13 protein-coding genes and 3 pseudogenes are annotated in these 15,419 nt (G+C 65.3%); 8 read left to right on the forward strand and 8 right to left on the reverse strand.

The window, feature by feature from the left end; translation table 11 throughout:
- The coding region (locus tag K789_RS0118685; protein WP_128081678.1) for an FAD-binding protein at positions 1-800 on the reverse strand (800 nt) is incomplete at its 3' end.
- Between the two features lie 67 nt (positions 801-867).
- Here K789_RS0118685 and K789_RS0118690 point away from each other — a divergent pair.
- A complete protein-coding gene (locus tag K789_RS0118690; RefSeq protein WP_024368084.1) occupies positions 868-1,941 on the forward strand; it encodes a quinone-dependent dihydroorotate dehydrogenase in 1,074 nt (357 codons plus the stop codon).
- A gap of 90 nt (positions 1,942-2,031) precedes the next feature.
- Here K789_RS0118690 and K789_RS0118695 read toward each other — a convergent pair whose 3' ends face one another.
- A complete protein-coding gene (locus tag K789_RS0118695; RefSeq protein ID WP_024368085.1) occupies positions 2,032-2,631 on the reverse strand; it encodes a DUF3043 domain-containing protein in 600 nt (199 codons plus the stop codon).
- Positions 2,632-2,737: 106 nt separating this feature from the next.
- On the opposite strand from K789_RS0118695, the pseudogene K789_RS23540 reads away from it, so the two are divergent.
- The 5 genes and pseudogenes from K789_RS23540 (at position 2,738) to K789_RS0118720 (ending at position 7,946) form a co-directional block, all read left to right on the forward strand.
- Positions 2,738-4,166: pseudogene (locus tag K789_RS23540) on the forward strand (dipeptidase).
- Between the two features lie 185 nt (positions 4,167-4,351).
- A complete protein-coding gene (locus K789_RS0118705) occupies positions 4,352-4,741 on the forward strand; it encodes a HesB/IscA family protein (protein ID WP_024368088.1) in 390 nt (129 codons plus the stop codon).
- Between the two features lie 199 nt (positions 4,742-4,940).
- Positions 4,941-5,813, forward strand: coding sequence for a cytochrome c oxidase subunit II (coxB, locus tag K789_RS0118710; RefSeq protein ID WP_024368089.1), 873 nt, complete (start codon positions 4,941-4,943; stop codon positions 5,811-5,813).
- Positions 5,814-5,823: 10 nt separating this feature from the next.
- On the forward strand, positions 5,824-7,548 hold the full coding sequence (gene ctaD, locus K789_RS0118715; protein WP_024368090.1) for a cytochrome c oxidase subunit I: 1,725 nt from the start codon (positions 5,824-5,826) through the stop codon (positions 7,546-7,548).
- Positions 7,545-7,946: a cytochrome c oxidase subunit 4 gene (locus K789_RS0118720; protein WP_024368091.1), complete on the forward strand. Its 402-nt coding sequence runs from the start codon at positions 7,545-7,547 to the stop codon at positions 7,944-7,946. The genes ctaD and K789_RS0118720 overlap by 4 nt, the downstream gene beginning before the upstream one ends.
- Positions 7,947-8,022: 76 nt before the next feature.
- On the opposite strand, the gene K789_RS0118725 is transcribed toward K789_RS0118720, so the two are convergent.
- Positions 8,023-8,316: an HPr family phosphocarrier protein gene (locus K789_RS0118725; protein WP_024368092.1), complete on the reverse strand. Its 294-nt coding sequence runs from the start codon at positions 8,314-8,316 to the stop codon at positions 8,023-8,025.
- Between the two features lie 183 nt (positions 8,317-8,499).
- Here K789_RS0118725 and K789_RS0118730 point away from each other — a divergent pair, with 183 nt between their 5' ends.
- Positions 8,500-9,267, forward strand: a complete 768-nt coding sequence (locus K789_RS0118730) for a GntR family transcriptional regulator (RefSeq protein WP_029705308.1) — start codon at positions 8,500-8,502, stop codon at positions 9,265-9,267.
- Positions 9,268-9,410: 143 nt separating this feature from the next.
- On the opposite strand, the gene K789_RS0118735 is transcribed toward K789_RS0118730, so the two are convergent.
- From K789_RS0118735 to K789_RS23545, 4 genes and pseudogenes are all read right to left on the reverse strand, one after another.
- Complete coding sequence (locus K789_RS0118735) at positions 9,411-11,090, reverse strand: cytochrome b (RefSeq protein ID WP_024368094.1); 1,680 nt, start codon at positions 11,088-11,090, stop codon at positions 9,411-9,413.
- Entirely contained in the window at positions 11,068-12,138 is a 1,071-nt protein-coding gene (locus K789_RS0118740; RefSeq protein ID WP_024368095.1) for a ubiquinol-cytochrome c reductase iron-sulfur subunit, read from the reverse strand. The genes K789_RS0118735 and K789_RS0118740 overlap by 23 nt, the downstream gene beginning before the upstream one ends.
- A 101-nt stretch (positions 12,139-12,239) precedes the next feature.
- The gene (locus K789_RS0118745; protein WP_024368096.1) at positions 12,240-13,025 is read right to left on the reverse strand and encodes a cytochrome c; all 786 of its coding nucleotides are present in this window, start codon (positions 13,023-13,025) and stop codon (positions 12,240-12,242) included.
- An 86-nt stretch (positions 13,026-13,111) separates the two neighbouring features.
- Positions 13,112-13,689, reverse strand: a pseudogene (locus K789_RS23545) (cytochrome c oxidase subunit 3).
- Between the two features lie 208 nt (positions 13,690-13,897).
- On the opposite strand from K789_RS23545, the pseudogene trpD reads away from it, so the two are divergent.
- A pseudogene (trpD, locus tag K789_RS23550) lies at positions 13,898-14,955 on the forward strand (anthranilate phosphoribosyltransferase).
- Positions 14,956-15,002: 47 nt separating this feature from the next.
- Here trpD and K789_RS0118760 read toward each other — a convergent pair.
- A complete protein-coding gene (locus K789_RS0118760; RefSeq protein WP_024368097.1) occupies positions 15,003-15,284 on the reverse strand; it encodes an Lrp/AsnC family transcriptional regulator in 282 nt (93 codons plus the stop codon).
- Between the last annotated feature and the right edge of the window lie 135 nt (positions 15,285-15,419).

Raw genomic sequence — 15,419 nt, forward strand, 5'->3', positions numbered from 1 at the left:
ACGCCGCTGAGCATCGTCCGGGGCGCCGGGGCGCCGGGCCACTGCCGGCGGACGGTGGCATGGTTTCCGCCGATTCCGCCGGTGGTCACCACCACGGCAGCGCCGGAGGCTTCAAAGCGTCCGACGGCGACGCGCGAGGAGGCTTCGCCGCGGACCGCGCCGCTGGGCTCCAGGATTTCACCCTGCACCCCCGTGACGCGTCCCGCAGCCGTCACCACGCTGGCAGCGCGGTGGCGGAAGTGGAACGAGACCCGGCCCGCGGCCTCGCCTTCGCGCAGCTTCGCCAGGAACGGTGCCACCAGCGCCGGACCGGTGCCCCAGGCGACGTGGAAACGCGGGACGGTGTTGCCATGGCCGTCGGGTCCGTAGCCGCCGCGTTCGGCCCACTGCACGAGGGGGAACAGCCGTACTCCCAGCGAGGCGAGCCAGGCACGTTTTTCCCCCGCAGCGAAGTCCACGTAGCCGGCCGCCCAGTCGCGGGCGAGGGCGTCCTCGGGCCGGTCGAAGGCGGCAGAGGCCATCCAGTCGGCCAGGGCAAGGCCGGCGCTGTCCTTCACGCCCAGCCGGCGCTGTTCGGGGGAGTTGACCAGGAAGAGCCCGCCGAAGGACCAATGCGCCTGGCCGCCGGCCGAGGCTTCGGGCTCCTGGTCGAGCACAGCAACCCGGCGGCACGCTGCATAGGCCTGCGCCGCAGCGACGAGCCCGGCCAGGCCTGCCCCCACCACAACCACGTCAGCCTCGATCACTGCTCCGGCAGTCCGGTGGGGTGCCGCGCCCGGGGCTCCAATGTCGCTGCTCATGGCTTCATGCTAGCGCCCGGCGGCACGCGGGTTTGGTCTGGACCGCCGGAACCGGAAAACTAGAGCCATGCGCGTATATCCGACTTTCTTCCGGCTGGCCTTTTCATGGATGGACGCCGAACGCGCCCACAAGATCGGCTTCCGGGCCATCCGGCTCGTCCATTCCTGCGGTGCCGGGCGGGTGCTGCAGAAGTTCACGGCACCGGCGGCGTCCCTCCAGACCCGGGCGTTCGGCCTGACCTTCCCCTCGCCGTTCGGCCTGGCGGCAGGCTTCGACAAGGAGGGCCACGGCATCGAGGCCCTGGCCGAGCTTGGCTTCGGCCATGTGGAGGTGGGCACCATCACCGGGCAGTCCCAGCCCGGAAACCCGGCCCCGCGGCTCTTCCGCCTGGTCGAGGACCGGGCCGTGATCAACCGGATGGGCTTCAACAACGATGGGGCCGCGGCTGTGGCTCCCCGCCTGAGGTCCGCCCGGGCCGCCCTGCAGCGCCGCGACCCGGGCGTCCGTCCGGTGATCGGGGTCAACATCGGCAAGAGCAAGGTGGTGGAGCTGGAGGATGCGGTGGCCGACTACCTGATCAGCGCCCGCAGCCTGGCGCCCGCCGCCGACTACCTCGTGGTCAACGTCAGCTCCCCGAACACGCCGGGACTGCGGCTGCTACAGGATGTTGAGACGCTCCGCCCCCTGCTGACGGCAGTGGGGGAGGCCGCCGACCAGGCGTCCGGGCGCCACGTTCCGCTGCTGGTCAAGATCGCCCCGGACCTCAGCGATGAAGACATCGACGACGTCGCGCGCCTCGCGCTGGACCTCAATCTCGACGGAATCATTGCCACCAACACCACCATCTCGCGCACCGGCCTCTCGGCGAGCCCGGACAAGGTTGCGGCCTGCGGCGCCGGCGGGCTATCCGGGGCACCGCTGAAGCAGCGGTCGCTGGAGGTGCTGGCCCGGCTGAAGGCGGCAACCGGCGGAAAGCTGGCCCTTGTCTCGGTGGGCGGCGTCGAAACCGCGCAGGACGTGCAGCAGCGGCTCGACGCCGGCGCCACCCTCGTGCAGGGATACACGGCGTTCCTCTATGAGGGTCCCTTCTGGGCAGCCCGGATCAACCGGCAACTCGCCAAGCACCCGTCCCGGCGCTAAGCCACGCGTCCCCGCACCAGGGTGTCAACTGGTCCCGGGGACGACTGAGCCCCCGGCAGTCCAACTGCCGGGGGCTCCTTGCTGAGGTAATCAGGCGGGGTACTGGCCGCGCTTGACGAGGGGCTTGGGAAGGCGCAGGCGGCGGAACTGCAGCGAGCGCATGGAGCCGTACCAGACAGTGCCGCGCTCCACGTCGCCAAACTTCTCCATCAGGCGTTTCCTGAGCTTCCGGGACAGGATGAAGACGTCGACGAAGACGGCCAGGAACATCACCCAGAATCCGCCCAGGACGTAGATCATCTGTTCGCTGGAGGCCGGGACCAGGAGTGAGACCACCACAAAGATGAGCGCGCCGAACATCAGGTACTCGCCGAGGCTGAAGCGGGCGTCCACATAATCACGGGCGAAACGCTTCTGCGGGCCCTTGTCCCGCAACGGCAGGAACTTCTCGTCGCCGGTGTCCATGGCCTGCCGCATCTTAAGCCGCTGCTCCTGGACCGCGGCGCGCTCGGCAGCCTTGGAGGCCTTGCGGTCCTCGGGCACGAGCGGCCGCTTGCGGGCAGCCACCTGCGCGCTGCGCTTGGGCGTGGGCGCGCCCTTGCCGAGGGCGGTATCCCGGGCGGCTGCCCCGGCCGCCTGCTGGTCAACTAGGTCCTGCGCCGATGGCGCTTCTTTTTTACGTCCAAACACCCCTACAGAATACCCCGGGGCGGCGGGCGCGGGACCCGGCCCGCACAGGGCGCGGCCCGTCGTGGCACTGTTTGAAGCGATCCGCGTCACGGGTAGTGTTCTGGCCATGACTTCATCACCCGCGGGGAACCCGCAAACCGCTCACGGCCGTGTCGGAAACGTCGACACCGAGGCCCTCCGCCAGGCCGTCACTGAATCGTTCGAGACCACGATCGCCCAGCTGACGGAGCTCGTCGCCATCCCGGGCATCGCCTGGCCCAGTTTCGACCCCGCCCCGCTGGACGCCAGCGCCGACGCCGTCGCCGGGCTGGTGCGTGCCAGCGGCTTCGACGAGGTCCGGATCCTGCGCTGCGACAAGGAAGACGGGACGCCCGGCGGCCCCGCCGTGGTCGCACGCCGGCCTGCCGCCGCGGGGAAGCCGACGATCCTCCTGTACGCACACCACGATGTCCAGCCCACCGGTGACCTGGCGCTGTGGGAAACGGAGCCGTTCACCGCCGTCGAGCGCGACGGGCGTCTCTACGGACGCGGCGCAGCCGATGACAAGGCCGGGATCCTGGCGCACATCGCGGCCTACTCGGCCGTGAACCGTGTGCTGGGCGACGATCTTGGCCTCGGCGTGACCTTCTTCTTCGAGGGCGAGGAGGAGGCCGGGTCCCCGACGTTCCGTTCCTTCCTGGAAACCCACCAGGAGCTGCTGCGTGCAGACGTGATTGTCGTGGCCGACTCGAGCAACTGGAAGGTCGGCATCCCCGCGCTCACCACAAGCCTCCGCGGCCTGGTTGACGGCACCATTGAGGTCAAGGTCCTTGACCACGCCGTCCACTCTGGCATGTTTGGCGGCCCCGTGCTGGACGCGCCGACCCTGCTGTCCCGGCTCATCGCCACCCTGCACGACGACGACGGCAACGTCGCGATTGCCGGCCTCGCCAGCCGGGACGACGTGACCGTCGACCTCTCCGAAGCGGAGTACCGCGCCGATGCCTCGGTGCTCGACGGCGTCCGGCTCGCCGGCACCGGCACGATCGCCTCCCGGATGTGGACCAAACCGGCGCTGTCGATCATCGGCTTCGACGCCCCCGCCGTGGACGTCGCTTCCAACACCCTCCTGCCCCGTGCCCGGGCGAAGTTCAGCCTGCNNCGCGCCCGGACAGGACCCGGCCGAGGCGATGGACGCCGTCCGCAGGCATGTGGAAGCCAACGCGCCGTTCGGCGCGCACGTGGTCTTCACGCCGGGGGAGAGCGGCAACGCCTTCCTCACGGACACCTCCTCCAAGGCTGCCAGTGTCGCGATGTGGGCGCTCGGCGAGGCCTGGGGCGTCCCGGCCGTCGAAACCGGCATCGGCGGCTCGATTCCGTTCATCGCCGACCTGACCGAGTTGTACCCGGACGTGCAGATTCTGGTCACCGGCGTCGAGGACCCCGATTCCCGGGCGCACAGCGCGAACGAATCCCTGCACCTTGCCGACTTCCGGAACGCCATCGTTGCCGAGGCCCTGATGCTGGCCCGGTGGAATGCCGAAGGACTGGCCTGAACGGACGGGTCTGGTCCGCCGCAGCGCCCGGTCCCCAGGGAACACCCAGCCGGCTGGGACGGTTACGTCAGGAGTTAGAGCTACACGGCTGATCGACGTAGCATGTAGCTATAGCCCGTTCCGTACAAGTCCGGGCGGGCGCTGCGGGAGCGGCGCCGCCACCACCGTCGTCAAGAAGGTAGGCCATGAGCACTACAACCAATGAAAACAGCGCCGACACCACCGCCACGGCGGGCGAGGAACTGGCAACGCACGAGGTCAAGCTGACCGACGTCGCGGCCGGCAAGGTCCGCAGCCTGCTCGAGCAGGAAGGACGCACCGATCTGCGCCTCCGCGTGGCCGTGCAGCCCGGCGGTTGCTCTGGCCTGATCTACCAGCTCTACTTCGACGAGCGACTCCTCGACGGAGACGCCGTCCGCGACTACGACGGCGTTGAAGTTGTTGTCGACAAGATGAGCGTCCCGTACCTCAGCGGTGCCAGCATCGACTTCGAGGACACCATCTCCAAGCAGGGCTTCACGATCGACAACCCCAACGCCGGCGGCTCCTGCGCGTGCGGTGATTCCTTCCACTAAGGCCGGGCTGTCAGCCCGGCCTTAGTACCGAAGGATCCATAACGAGCGGGCCCGTCAAAAAGGTCCCGACGCACGGCGCGGACATGTGGGCGAAACCTCGCGGGGAGCGGTAAGATCTACACCGAGTAGTAAAACTTTTCGTGTGCCTTGACCGCCATTTTGCGGCCCGGGCAACAGCAACAAGTAGGAAGGGCCGTCTGTGAGTTCGCAGAACCGAACCGGCAGCCGACGCAAACAGATCACTACGATCACTGGCTTGGCACTCGCCGGCGCGTTGGCTTTGACTGGATGTTCACCAGAGGTACAGAAAGGGTGGCTGCCCACTGAGCGTGGCACCACCAACCACACTGACCGCATCATGGACCTCTGGGTCAACTCATGGATTGCCGCGCTGATCGTGGGTGTCATTACCTGGGGCCTGATGATCTGGTGCATCGTGGCCTACCGGCGCCGTAAAGGCACGGTCGGGTTCCCCCGGCAGAACAGCTTTAACCTGCCCCTTGAGGTCTTTTACCTGACGATCCCGCTCTTTATGGTCCTGGTGTTCTTCTATTTCACCGACCGTGACCAGCAGGCCATCGACAACCGCGCCCAGCCGGCCGACGTCGTCGTTGACGTCCGCGGCAAGCAGTGGGCATGGGACTTCAACTACAAAAAGGGCGACGTCATCCGCGAGGATGTCCACGAAGCCGGAGTCCAGGCCCACCTCACCGGCGAGGCTGTGGACAAGGAAAAGCTGCCCACCCTGTACCTGCCGGTCAACAAGTCGGTTGACGTGGAGCTCAACGCCCGCGACGTCATCCACTCCTTCTGGGTCCCCGCCTTCCTCCAGAAGCGCGACATGATCCCCGGAAAGACCAACTACATCAGGTTCACCCCCACCAAAGAGGGAACCTACGACGGCAAGTGCGCCGAGCTCTGTGGCGAGTACCACTCCGAAATGCTGTTCCGCGTGAAGGTCGTTTCCGACGCCGAGTTCCAGGCGCACCTGGAGAAGCTGCGCCAGGACGGCAACACGGGACTCCTCGGCGAAGAGTACGACCGCAACCCGGCCCCGGCCGAAACCAAGTAAGGGGAGCGACGTGGCAACTACCTATTCCCAGCCCACCGGGATCCTTGAGGCTCCCGTAGTACCGAAGTCCAAGGGACGCATCGTCGTCAACTGGATCACCTCCACCGACCACAAGACCATCGGGTACATGTACCTGATCGCGTCCTTCGTGTTCTTCTGCTTCGGCGGTGTTATGGCGCTGCTGATCCGCGCCGAACTGTTCGAGCCTGGCATGCAGATCCTGCAGACCAAAGAGCAGTACAACCAGCTCTTCACGATGCACGGCACCGTCATGCTGCTGATGTTCGCGACGCCGCTGTTCGCGGGCTTCGCCAACGTGATCATGCCGCTGCAGATCGGTGCCCCCGACGTGGCCTTCCCGCGGCTGAACGCACTGGCGTTCTGGTTCTTCCTCTTCGGCTCCACGATCGCCGTCTCCGGCTTCATCACCCCGCAGGGTGCGGCTTCCTTTGGCTGGTTCGCGTACGCACCGCTGTCCAATACGACGTTCAGCCCGGGCGTGGGCGGTGACCTCTGGGTCTTCGGCTTGGCGCTCTCAGGCTTCGGCACCATCCTCGGTGCGGTCAACTTCATCACCACGATCATCTGCATGCGCGCCCCGGGCATGACCATGTGGCGGATGCCGATCTTCACCTGGAACACCCTGGTGACGGCAATCCTGGTCCTGATGGCGTTCCCGCCGCTGGCCGCGGCCCTCTTCGCCCTCGGCGCGGACCGCCGCTTCGGTGCCCACATCTTCGACCCGGAAAACGGCGGCGCCGTCCTCTGGCAGCACCTGTTCTGGTTCTTCGGACACCCCGAGGTCTACATCATCGCCCTGCCGTTCTTCGGCATTGTCTCGGAGATCTTCCCGGTCTTCAGCCGCAAGCCGATCTTCGGCTACAAGGGCCTGGTTTACGCCACGATCTCCATTGCCGCGCTGTCCGTGACCGTGTGGGCCCACCACATGTACGTCACCGGATCGGTCCTGCTGCCGTTCTTCTCCTTCATGACGATGCTGATCGCCGTACCCACCGGTGTGAAGTTCTTCAACTGGATCGGCACGATGTGGCGGGGTTCCATCACCTTCGAAACCCCTATGCTGTGGAGCATCGGCTTCCTGGCGACGTTCCTCTTCGGTGGCCTGACCGGTATCATCCTGGCCTCACCGCCGCTGGACTTCCACGTCTCGGACTCGTACTTCGTGGTGGCGCACTTCCACTACGTCGTCTTCGGAACCGTGGTGTTCGCGATGTTCGCAGGCTTCTACTTCTGGTGGCCGAAGTGGACCGGCAAGATGCTCAACGAGCGCCTGGGCAAGATCCACTTCTGGATGCTGTTCCTCGGCTTCCACGGCACGTTCCTCATCCAGCACTGGCTCGGCGTCGAGGGCATGCCGCGCCGCTACGCGGACTACATGCCGCAGGACAACTTCACCTGGATGAACCAGTTCTCCACCTACGCCTCGTTCCTGCTGGGCGCCTCGCTGATCCCGTTCTTCTGGAACGTCTACATCACCTGGCGCAGCAACGAACGGGTGGAAGTGGATGACCCGTGGGGCTTCGGCGCCTCCCTCGAGTGGGCGACCTCCTGCCCGCCGCCGCGTCACAACTTCACGTCGCTGCCGCGGATCCGGTCGGAGCGTCCGGCGCTGGACCTGCACCACCCCGAACTCTCCCAGTCATACACCGTCGATTCTCCTGCCCCGGCAGCAGCAACGCTCGGTAACGCCGACCAGAAGGATCAAGCCCAGTGAAAATCGAATCAAGGATTTTTGGATTCGGAGTCTTCTTCTTCATCCCGGTCTCCGTCATCTACGGATTCCTGACCGGCTGGTCCGAGTGGGTCGGCATCCTCGGTGTCCTGTTGCTCGGCGGCCTCGCCGGCATGATCGGCGCCTACCTCGCCTTCACCGGCAAGCGCGTCGGGATGCGTCCCGAGGACCGCAGCGATGCGGAGATCCACGAGGGCGCCGGTGAACAGGGCCACTTCAGCCCCTGGAGCTGGTGGCCGCTGGTGCTCGGCATCGCCTGCGCCACCGGATTCCTCGGACTGGCCATCGGGTTCTGGATCGTCTACATCGCGGCCGGCCTCGCGGTCGTCGCTTTGGTCGGCTGGGTCTACGAATACAGCCGCGGCGACCACGCGCACTAACGTCCCGGCGGACACAACGAGTCAATAACGACGNTCGTTGGTGCTGCAGGAGACCCTCTGAGGCAGCCTGTGCCGCCTAACGGGAGCGGGCGGACTCCAGCAGCACGCGGAGGCTGTCCAGGGCGTTTTCGACGTCGCCAGGGCTGCAGCGGTCCGGGATTGCATCAGGGGCAACGGCGAGCTCCACCGCGCAGCCGAAGGGGAAGTCCTCGGTCATGACTTCCAGCAGGGAGCGGGCGTCCACGCCCGGCCTGCCGTCCCTGCTGATGGTAACGGGCAGGCCGGTTTCATGGACAGCGCGGACAAAAAGCGCCGCAGGCCTGGCATGCAGTCCGATGGTGGCCTGGACGATTGCGGTCCGAACTGGCAACGGGACTCCCTAGTCTCGAATCGAAGGTGCCGGGGGAGACCGGCGCATTTAAGCCTAGCCGCGGCCGGCGTCCCGGGCGAACCACGACGCCGTGGTGGTCTAGACCTGAACCCGGTGTGGCTTAACCTTGAGGTATGACTCATTCCGGAAGGCAGCGCCGTGGCGGCCTCTGACGCGGCGCGCATGGCCGGCGCGATTGACCGGCACAACGGTACGCCCATCTATGTCCAGCTGAGGGAAATCCTCCGGGCCCACATTGTGAGTGCCTGCCCGCCGGGCTCGGCCCTGCCCTCGGAGCGGGACCTCGCCGAACGGTTCGGCCTGGCCCGGATGACCGTCCGCCAGGCCATCGATGCCCTCGTCGGCGAGGAAGTCATCGAGCGTGTGGTGGGCCTGGGCACCTTTGTCCGGAAGCCCAAACTGGACCTGCAGGTCAAGCTGACCTCGTATAGCGAGGAAATGCAGCGCCGCGGCATGGTCCCGGCGGCGAAGGTCCTCAGCTTCGAGCAGATTGGCGCCAGCGCATTTCTGGCCCGGGAACTTCAGCTGGAGGAGGGGACGCCGCTAGTGCGGTTCCGCCGCCTGCTCCTGGCGGACAACGAACCCATGAGCGTCGACGAGAACTTCATCCCGGCCCACCGGGTGCCCGGCCTGCTCGACGGCGAACCGCCCACCTCGCTCTACAACGTCCTGAGCGAGCGCTTCGGACTGGTGATGGAGTGGGGCGAGGACATGATCGAGGCGACGGCGGCGTCGCCGTCGACGGCCCGCCTGCTCAACGTCGAGGTGGGGTCGCCTCTGCTGAAGATCCAGCGCCACGCCTTTGTGGCGCGGGCCATGGTGGATTACTCGGTGTCCTATTACCGGGCCGACCGCTACAAGCTCTGGGTGCCGCTGCAGCGCCCCGGCGTCCGCCCGACGCGCAACTACGCCACGGGGTACCGCCCCTAATCGCAACGCGGGGTCAGCTACGGCCCATCCGGAGGCCCGGGATGGGCGCTACATGACCCCGCGTTGCCGGTTGGCCCTGGTTATGGATGCAAAAAAGGCCCGGNCCTGACGGACCGGGCCTTCCTGGTGTTCAACGCAGCTGGTTAGTGGCTGAGCGTCTTCTGGGAATCGCCAGCTTCGACAGCCTCGTGGGTGCCGTGGTGGCCGTGGGCCGCCGCAAGCTCTGCCGGCGTTGCCGGGGCGACGCGGTCCTCGAAGAACCACTGGGAGAGCTTCGCGCGGCGCTTTTCCTTCTTGTCGACGACGCCATGGGCGTTCGGCTCCGCGGGAAGCGGGGACGGCGACTCGAAGCCGACGAGCTTGTAACGCTTGTACTCATCCAGCGGGGCGTGGACCTCGATGAACTCGCCGTGCGGCAGGCGCACGATGCGGCCGGTTTCACGGCCGTGCAGGGCAATTTCGCGGTCCTTGCGCTGCAGTGCCAGGGCAACGCGCTTCGTGACGATGAAGGCAATGACCGGGCCGACGAAGAACAGCGCACGCAGCCAGTACGTCACATCGTTCAGCGACACGTGGAAGTGCGTGGCGATGAGGTCGGAGCCGGCAGCTGCCCACATGACGCAGTACCAGACGAAGCCGGCCATGCCGATGGCGGTGCGCGTCGGAGCGTTTCGCGGACGGTCCAGGACGTGGTGCTCGCGGTTGTCCTTGGTGATCCAACGTTCGATCCACGGGTAGGTGAACAGCACGGTGAAGATGATTCCCGCCGGCACCAGGGCCGGGAGCAGCACGTTGAAGGTGAAGACGTGGCCGAACCAGATCTGCTCGACTTTCCAGTCACCGATGATGCCCGGCATCAGGCGCAGGGCGCCGTCCACGAAGCCGATGTACCAGTCAGGCTGGGTGCCCGCCGAAACGGGGGAGGGATCGTAAGGGCCGTAGTTCCAGATCGGGTTGATGGTAAAGAAGCCCGCCATGAGGGCGACGACACCGAACACGATGAAGAAGAAGCCGCCGGCCTTGGCCGCATAAACCGGGCCGAGCGGGTAACCGACGACGTTGCCGTCGTTGCGTCCCGGACCGGGGTACTGGGTGTGCTTGTGAACGACCACCATAAAGAGGTGCAGGACGATCATCAGGAGGATGAGCGCCGGAACCAGCAGAATATGCAGCATGTACAAGCGGCCGATAATAGCGGTGCCGGGGAACTCCCCGCCGAAGAGGAAGAACGAGGTGTACGTTCCGATGACCGGGATGGACTTGATGACGCCGTCGATGATGCGCAGGCCGTTGCCGGAGAGCAGGTCATCGGGGAGGGAGTAGCCGGTGAAGCCGGCAGCCATAGAGAGGATGAGCAGCACGCCGCCCACCACCCAGTTCATTTCGCGGGGCTTGCGGAAGGCGCCGGTGAAGAACACGCGCAGCATGTGCACGGACACCGAGGCCACAAACAGCAGCGCGGACCAGTGGTGGACCTGGCGCATGAAGAGACCGCCACGGACATCGAAGGAGATGTCGAGGGAGGAGCTGTACGCCACGGACATTTCGACGTTCTTCAGCGGCGTGTACGAGCCCGCGTAGCGCGTCTCCGCCATGGACGGATCGAAGAAGAATGTCAGAAAGGTGCCGGAGAGCAACAGGATGACGAAGGAGTAAAGCGCCACTTCACCAAACATGAACGACCAGTGGTCCGGAAAGACCTTGCGGCCAAATTCACGGAGGATCCCCGAACCGCCGACACGCTCGTCGACGAAGTTGGTGATACGGCCGCCCTTGGTCTTGGCGACGAAGGCGGGGGCATTAGGCGTTGATGTTGCGCTCATGCTCATCACGCTCCCAATAGCTAGGTCCAACAGGTTCATGGAAGTCGCTGGTAGCGACCAGGTAGCCCTCGGCATCTACTGCGATAGGCAGCTGGGGGAGAGGACGGCTGGCCGGGCCAAAGATAACCTTGCATTCCTGGGTCAGGTCGAAGGTTGACTGGTGGCACGGGCACAGCAGGTGATGGGTCTGCTGCTCGTACAGGGCAACAGGGCAGCCAACGTGGGTGCAGATCTTGGAATATGCAACGATCCCGTTGTAGCCCCAGTCCTCGCGGCCAGCGGAAGGATTGAGGGACTCGGGGTTCAGGCGCATGAGCAGAACGACGGCCTTGGCCTTTTCGTTCAGCTTGCCTTCGTGCAGTTCGTTCAGCCCTTCCGGGATGACGTGGAAAGCCGAGCCGATGGTGACGTCCGAGGCCTTGATGGGGGTGCCATCGGGGTCCCGGGTGAGCCGCTTGAGCTTGCCGTCCTGGGGTGCCCACATGGTATGGGCCAGTGTGTTGTCAGGACGCGGACCCAGGTCACCGAAGACAGCCAGGGCCGGCAGGGGAGCCAGCGCCACGGCGCCCAGAAGGGTGTTGCGGATCAGCGGCCGGCGCTTGATGCCCGTTTCCTCGACAATGTCATCGACGATCCGGACGGCGGCCAGGCGGTCCTCCTCGGTGCGGATCGCATGGCGCTCTTCCGAGACTTCATGGTCCGGCATGAGCGCCTTGGCCCAGTGCACGATGCCGGTGCCGATGCCCAGCATCGCAAAGGCAGTGCCGATGCCAAGCAGTGCGTTCTGCAGCCGGATCGTCGCGATCGCGGTGTCTTCGCCCAGATCGATGGCAAAATAGGCCACCAGGAAGATCAGGGTGCCAACGACCGAGATCCCGAAAAGAAGGGCTACCTGCCGTTCTGCTCGTTTTGCGGCCTTCGGGTCCGTGTCGGCCAGGCGCAAACGATGCGGAGGAATTCCAGGATCCTGAAACTTCTCCACCTCATTCTGACCAGCCGTAGCTACGGTGCCCGAGTGGTTCGGACTGCCGTCACTATGGTTGCCCATAATTCGCCTCATCCCTCTCTCGTCTCGGCGAGTGCCGAGTTAGCTTTCAATTCAAACTGCTGACGGGTCAGCAGAAAACTCTTACAGGTGCAACAGGTGGGCTAGGACGTCCGGGACGTGAGCCAGATGGTGAAGGCGATGATGACGCCCAGGCCGGCGATCCAGACAAACAGGCCTTCCGACACCGGACCCAGGGCACCCAGATCCGCGCCGCCGGGTGAACCGTTGGCTTCGATCTGCTTCAGGAAGGTGATGATGTCACGCTTGCCTTCCGGGCCGATGTTGGCGTCGCTGAAGACCGGCATGTTCTGCGGGCCGGTGACCATAGCCTCGTAGATGTGCTTGCCGGAGACGTCGGCGAGAGCCGGGGCGAACTTGCCCCGGGTCAGCGCGCCGCCGGCAGCAGCAGCGTTGTGGCACATGGCGCAGTTGGTGCGGAACAGCTCGCCACCATTGGCGGCGTCGCCCTTTTCATCGAGGACACCTGCCTCGGGAATGGACGGGCCGGGGCCGAGCGAGGCAACGTAAGCGGACAGCTGGTGGGTCTGCTCATCGTTGAACTGGGCGGGCTTCTTGTAGGCCTGCGGGCCGTTCATCTGCATGGGCATACGGCCGGTGCCGACCTGGAAGTCAACGGCGGCAGCGCCGACGCCTACCAGGGAGGGGCCGTCTTTGGACCCGCTGGCGCCCATGCCGTGGCAGGTGGCGCAGTTGGCGGCAAAGAGTTTGCCGCCTTCCTCTGCGTCATTTGCGCTGAAGCTGGTGGTGGCCTTGGCCTGGTTGACGGTGGTGGCAACGGCGTACAGCCCACCACTGACCAGGAGGCCCATCAGCAACAGTGCAATTGCTGCCAGTGGGTGACGTCGCTTCTGCGAGAGTGCCTTCACGTGGTGGTTCCTTTATTCGATCCTGCGTTGGCTCCGGGAGCCGCTTCTTGAAATTCTGCCTCTTGTAGAAAAAGAGTCAAGTCTTGCTACTTGAGGACGTAGATGACCAGGAAGAGGCCGATCCAGACGACGTCGACGAAGTGCCAGTAGTACGAGGTGACGATCGCGGAGGTTGCTTCAAAGTGGCCGAACTTCTTCGCTGCGAAGGAGCGGCCCATGATGAGGAGGAAGGCAACCAGGCCGCCGATAACGTGCAGGCCGTGGAAGCCCGTGGTGATGTAGAAGGCCGAACCGTAAGCGTTGGAGGAGAGCGAGACATGCTCGGAAACGAGCATGGCGTACTCAGTCGCCTGGCCGGCCACGAAGAAGGCACCCATGATGAATGTCACGGTGAACCATTCGTTCATACCCCAGCGGGTGAAGCTGAGGCGGCNNCGCTTCGTCGCGGCTGAAGCCGCTCAGCGGCGAAGACGCCCATCTGGCAAGTAAAGGAACTTGCCACAAGGACGATCGTGTTGACGAGCGCAAAGGGGAAGTTGAGCTTGGCTGTCTCTTCGGCCCACATCTGTCCGGAAGTCGAACGGAGTGTGAAGTACATGGCAAAGAGACCGGCGAAGAACATCAACTCACTGGACAGCCAGACTACGGTTCCAACAGAAACCATGTTCGGGCGATTCAGCGTCGGGTGCGCCGGGGTACTGGGGGCATGGGTCGCAGATGTCACATAGACATTATGTCTATAAAACTCCCTCGTGCCCAACGCAAACCGCGTTTTGGCGGGACTTTTTCTACAAAGACGCGAATTCGCGCGGAAAAGTTCCCGGACCGGTTCACATTGGTCTTTGCGGCGCGCACCTCGATAGCATCAGAAGGTGACTTCTCAGGCATCTGCACAGGCGGCAGTCAACACGTGGCCGCGGCTCATCAAGGCGCTGATCGACGGTATCGATCTCACCACCGGCAACACGGAGTGGGCGATGAACTCGATCATGTCCGGTGAGGCGACCCCGGTTCAGGTGGCCGGTTTCCTCGTGGCGCTGCGGTCCAAGGGGGAAACCGTAGACGAACTTGTGGGCCTAGTCGAGGCGATGATCGCTAATGCGAGCCCTATCGATATTGCCGGGCAGAAGCTGGACATCGTGGGAACCGGCGGGGACCAGCAGAACACCGTCAATATTTCCACCATGGCCGCGCTGATCGCGGCCGGTGCCGGGGCGAAGGTGGTTAAGCACGGCAACCGTGCAGCGTCCTCGACCTCCGGCTCAGCCGATGTGCTCGAAGCCCTGGGCGTCCGGCTGGACCTGCCGATCCCGCGGGTGGCCCTCAACGCGGAAGAGGCCGGCATCACCTTCTGCTTCGCCCAGGTATTCCACCCCTCAATGCGGCATGCCGCCGTCGCCCGCCGCGAACTCGGCGTTCCTACGGCCTTCAACTTCCTGGGTCCCATGATTAACCCCGCCCATGTCCAGGCCTCCGCGGTCGGCGTCGCCAATGAGCGGATGGCGCCGCTCGTGGCGGGCGTGCTGGCCAAGCGCGGCAGCCGGGGACTCGTGTTCCGCGGGAACGACGGACTGGACGAGCTCACCACCACCGGCCCGTCCCGGGTGTGGGAAATCCGGCACGGGGCCGTGAGCGAGGAGATGTTCGACCCGCGCGAGCTGGGCATCCGTCAGGCAACCCTCGAGGAACTCCGCGGCGGGGANCCGCCGCCAATGCCGCTGTCGTGCGGTCCGTACTCTCCGGCGCCCACGGTCCCGCGCGCGACGCCGCGCTGCTGAACGCCGCCGCGGGGCTCGTGGCGTTTGACCTGGATGCCGTCGGTCCGTTCAGTGAGCGGATGGCCGTGGCGTTGAAGCGCGCAGAAGAGTCCATCGAGTCAGATGCTGCCACTGCCGTGCTGGACCGCTGGGTCGCGCTTTCGCGCAGCTGAGCTGCCGGCGGAAACCACAGCTGGGCGGTCCGCCCCCGCGCCGGGCCCTACTGTTCGAAGCCGAGGGCGAAAGCCGCGTCCAGGTCGTGCTGGGAATATGCCCGGAAAGCGATTTGCGTAGTGGTGTGTACAACGCCGGGAACCTTCGAAAGCTTGTCCGCGATGACGTCCGCGAGATCCTCATGCTTCGGAACCCGGGCGATCGCGATCAGGTCCCATTCGCCGGTCACGGAGTAGACCTCGCTGATGCCCTGGATGGCGGAGATTTCTTCCGCGGTCTCCGGGATACGGGAAGCGTCTGTCTTAATCAGGACGAAAGCGGTGACCACGTGTGAACCTTTCCGGATCTGTTGCGCCGTTGCCGGCCAAGTGCAGGCCCGGATAGTGCTCCGTGGGCCTCGGCCGTGTCCTGCAAGCCTAGTCCATTAGGCCTTGTTGCGGCGTGTGTTGAGCCGCCGGGCGCC

Source organism: Arthrobacter sp. TB 26 (genome assembly GCF_000427315.1).
Classification (GTDB): domain Bacteria; phylum Actinomycetota; class Actinomycetes; order Actinomycetales; family Micrococcaceae; genus Arthrobacter.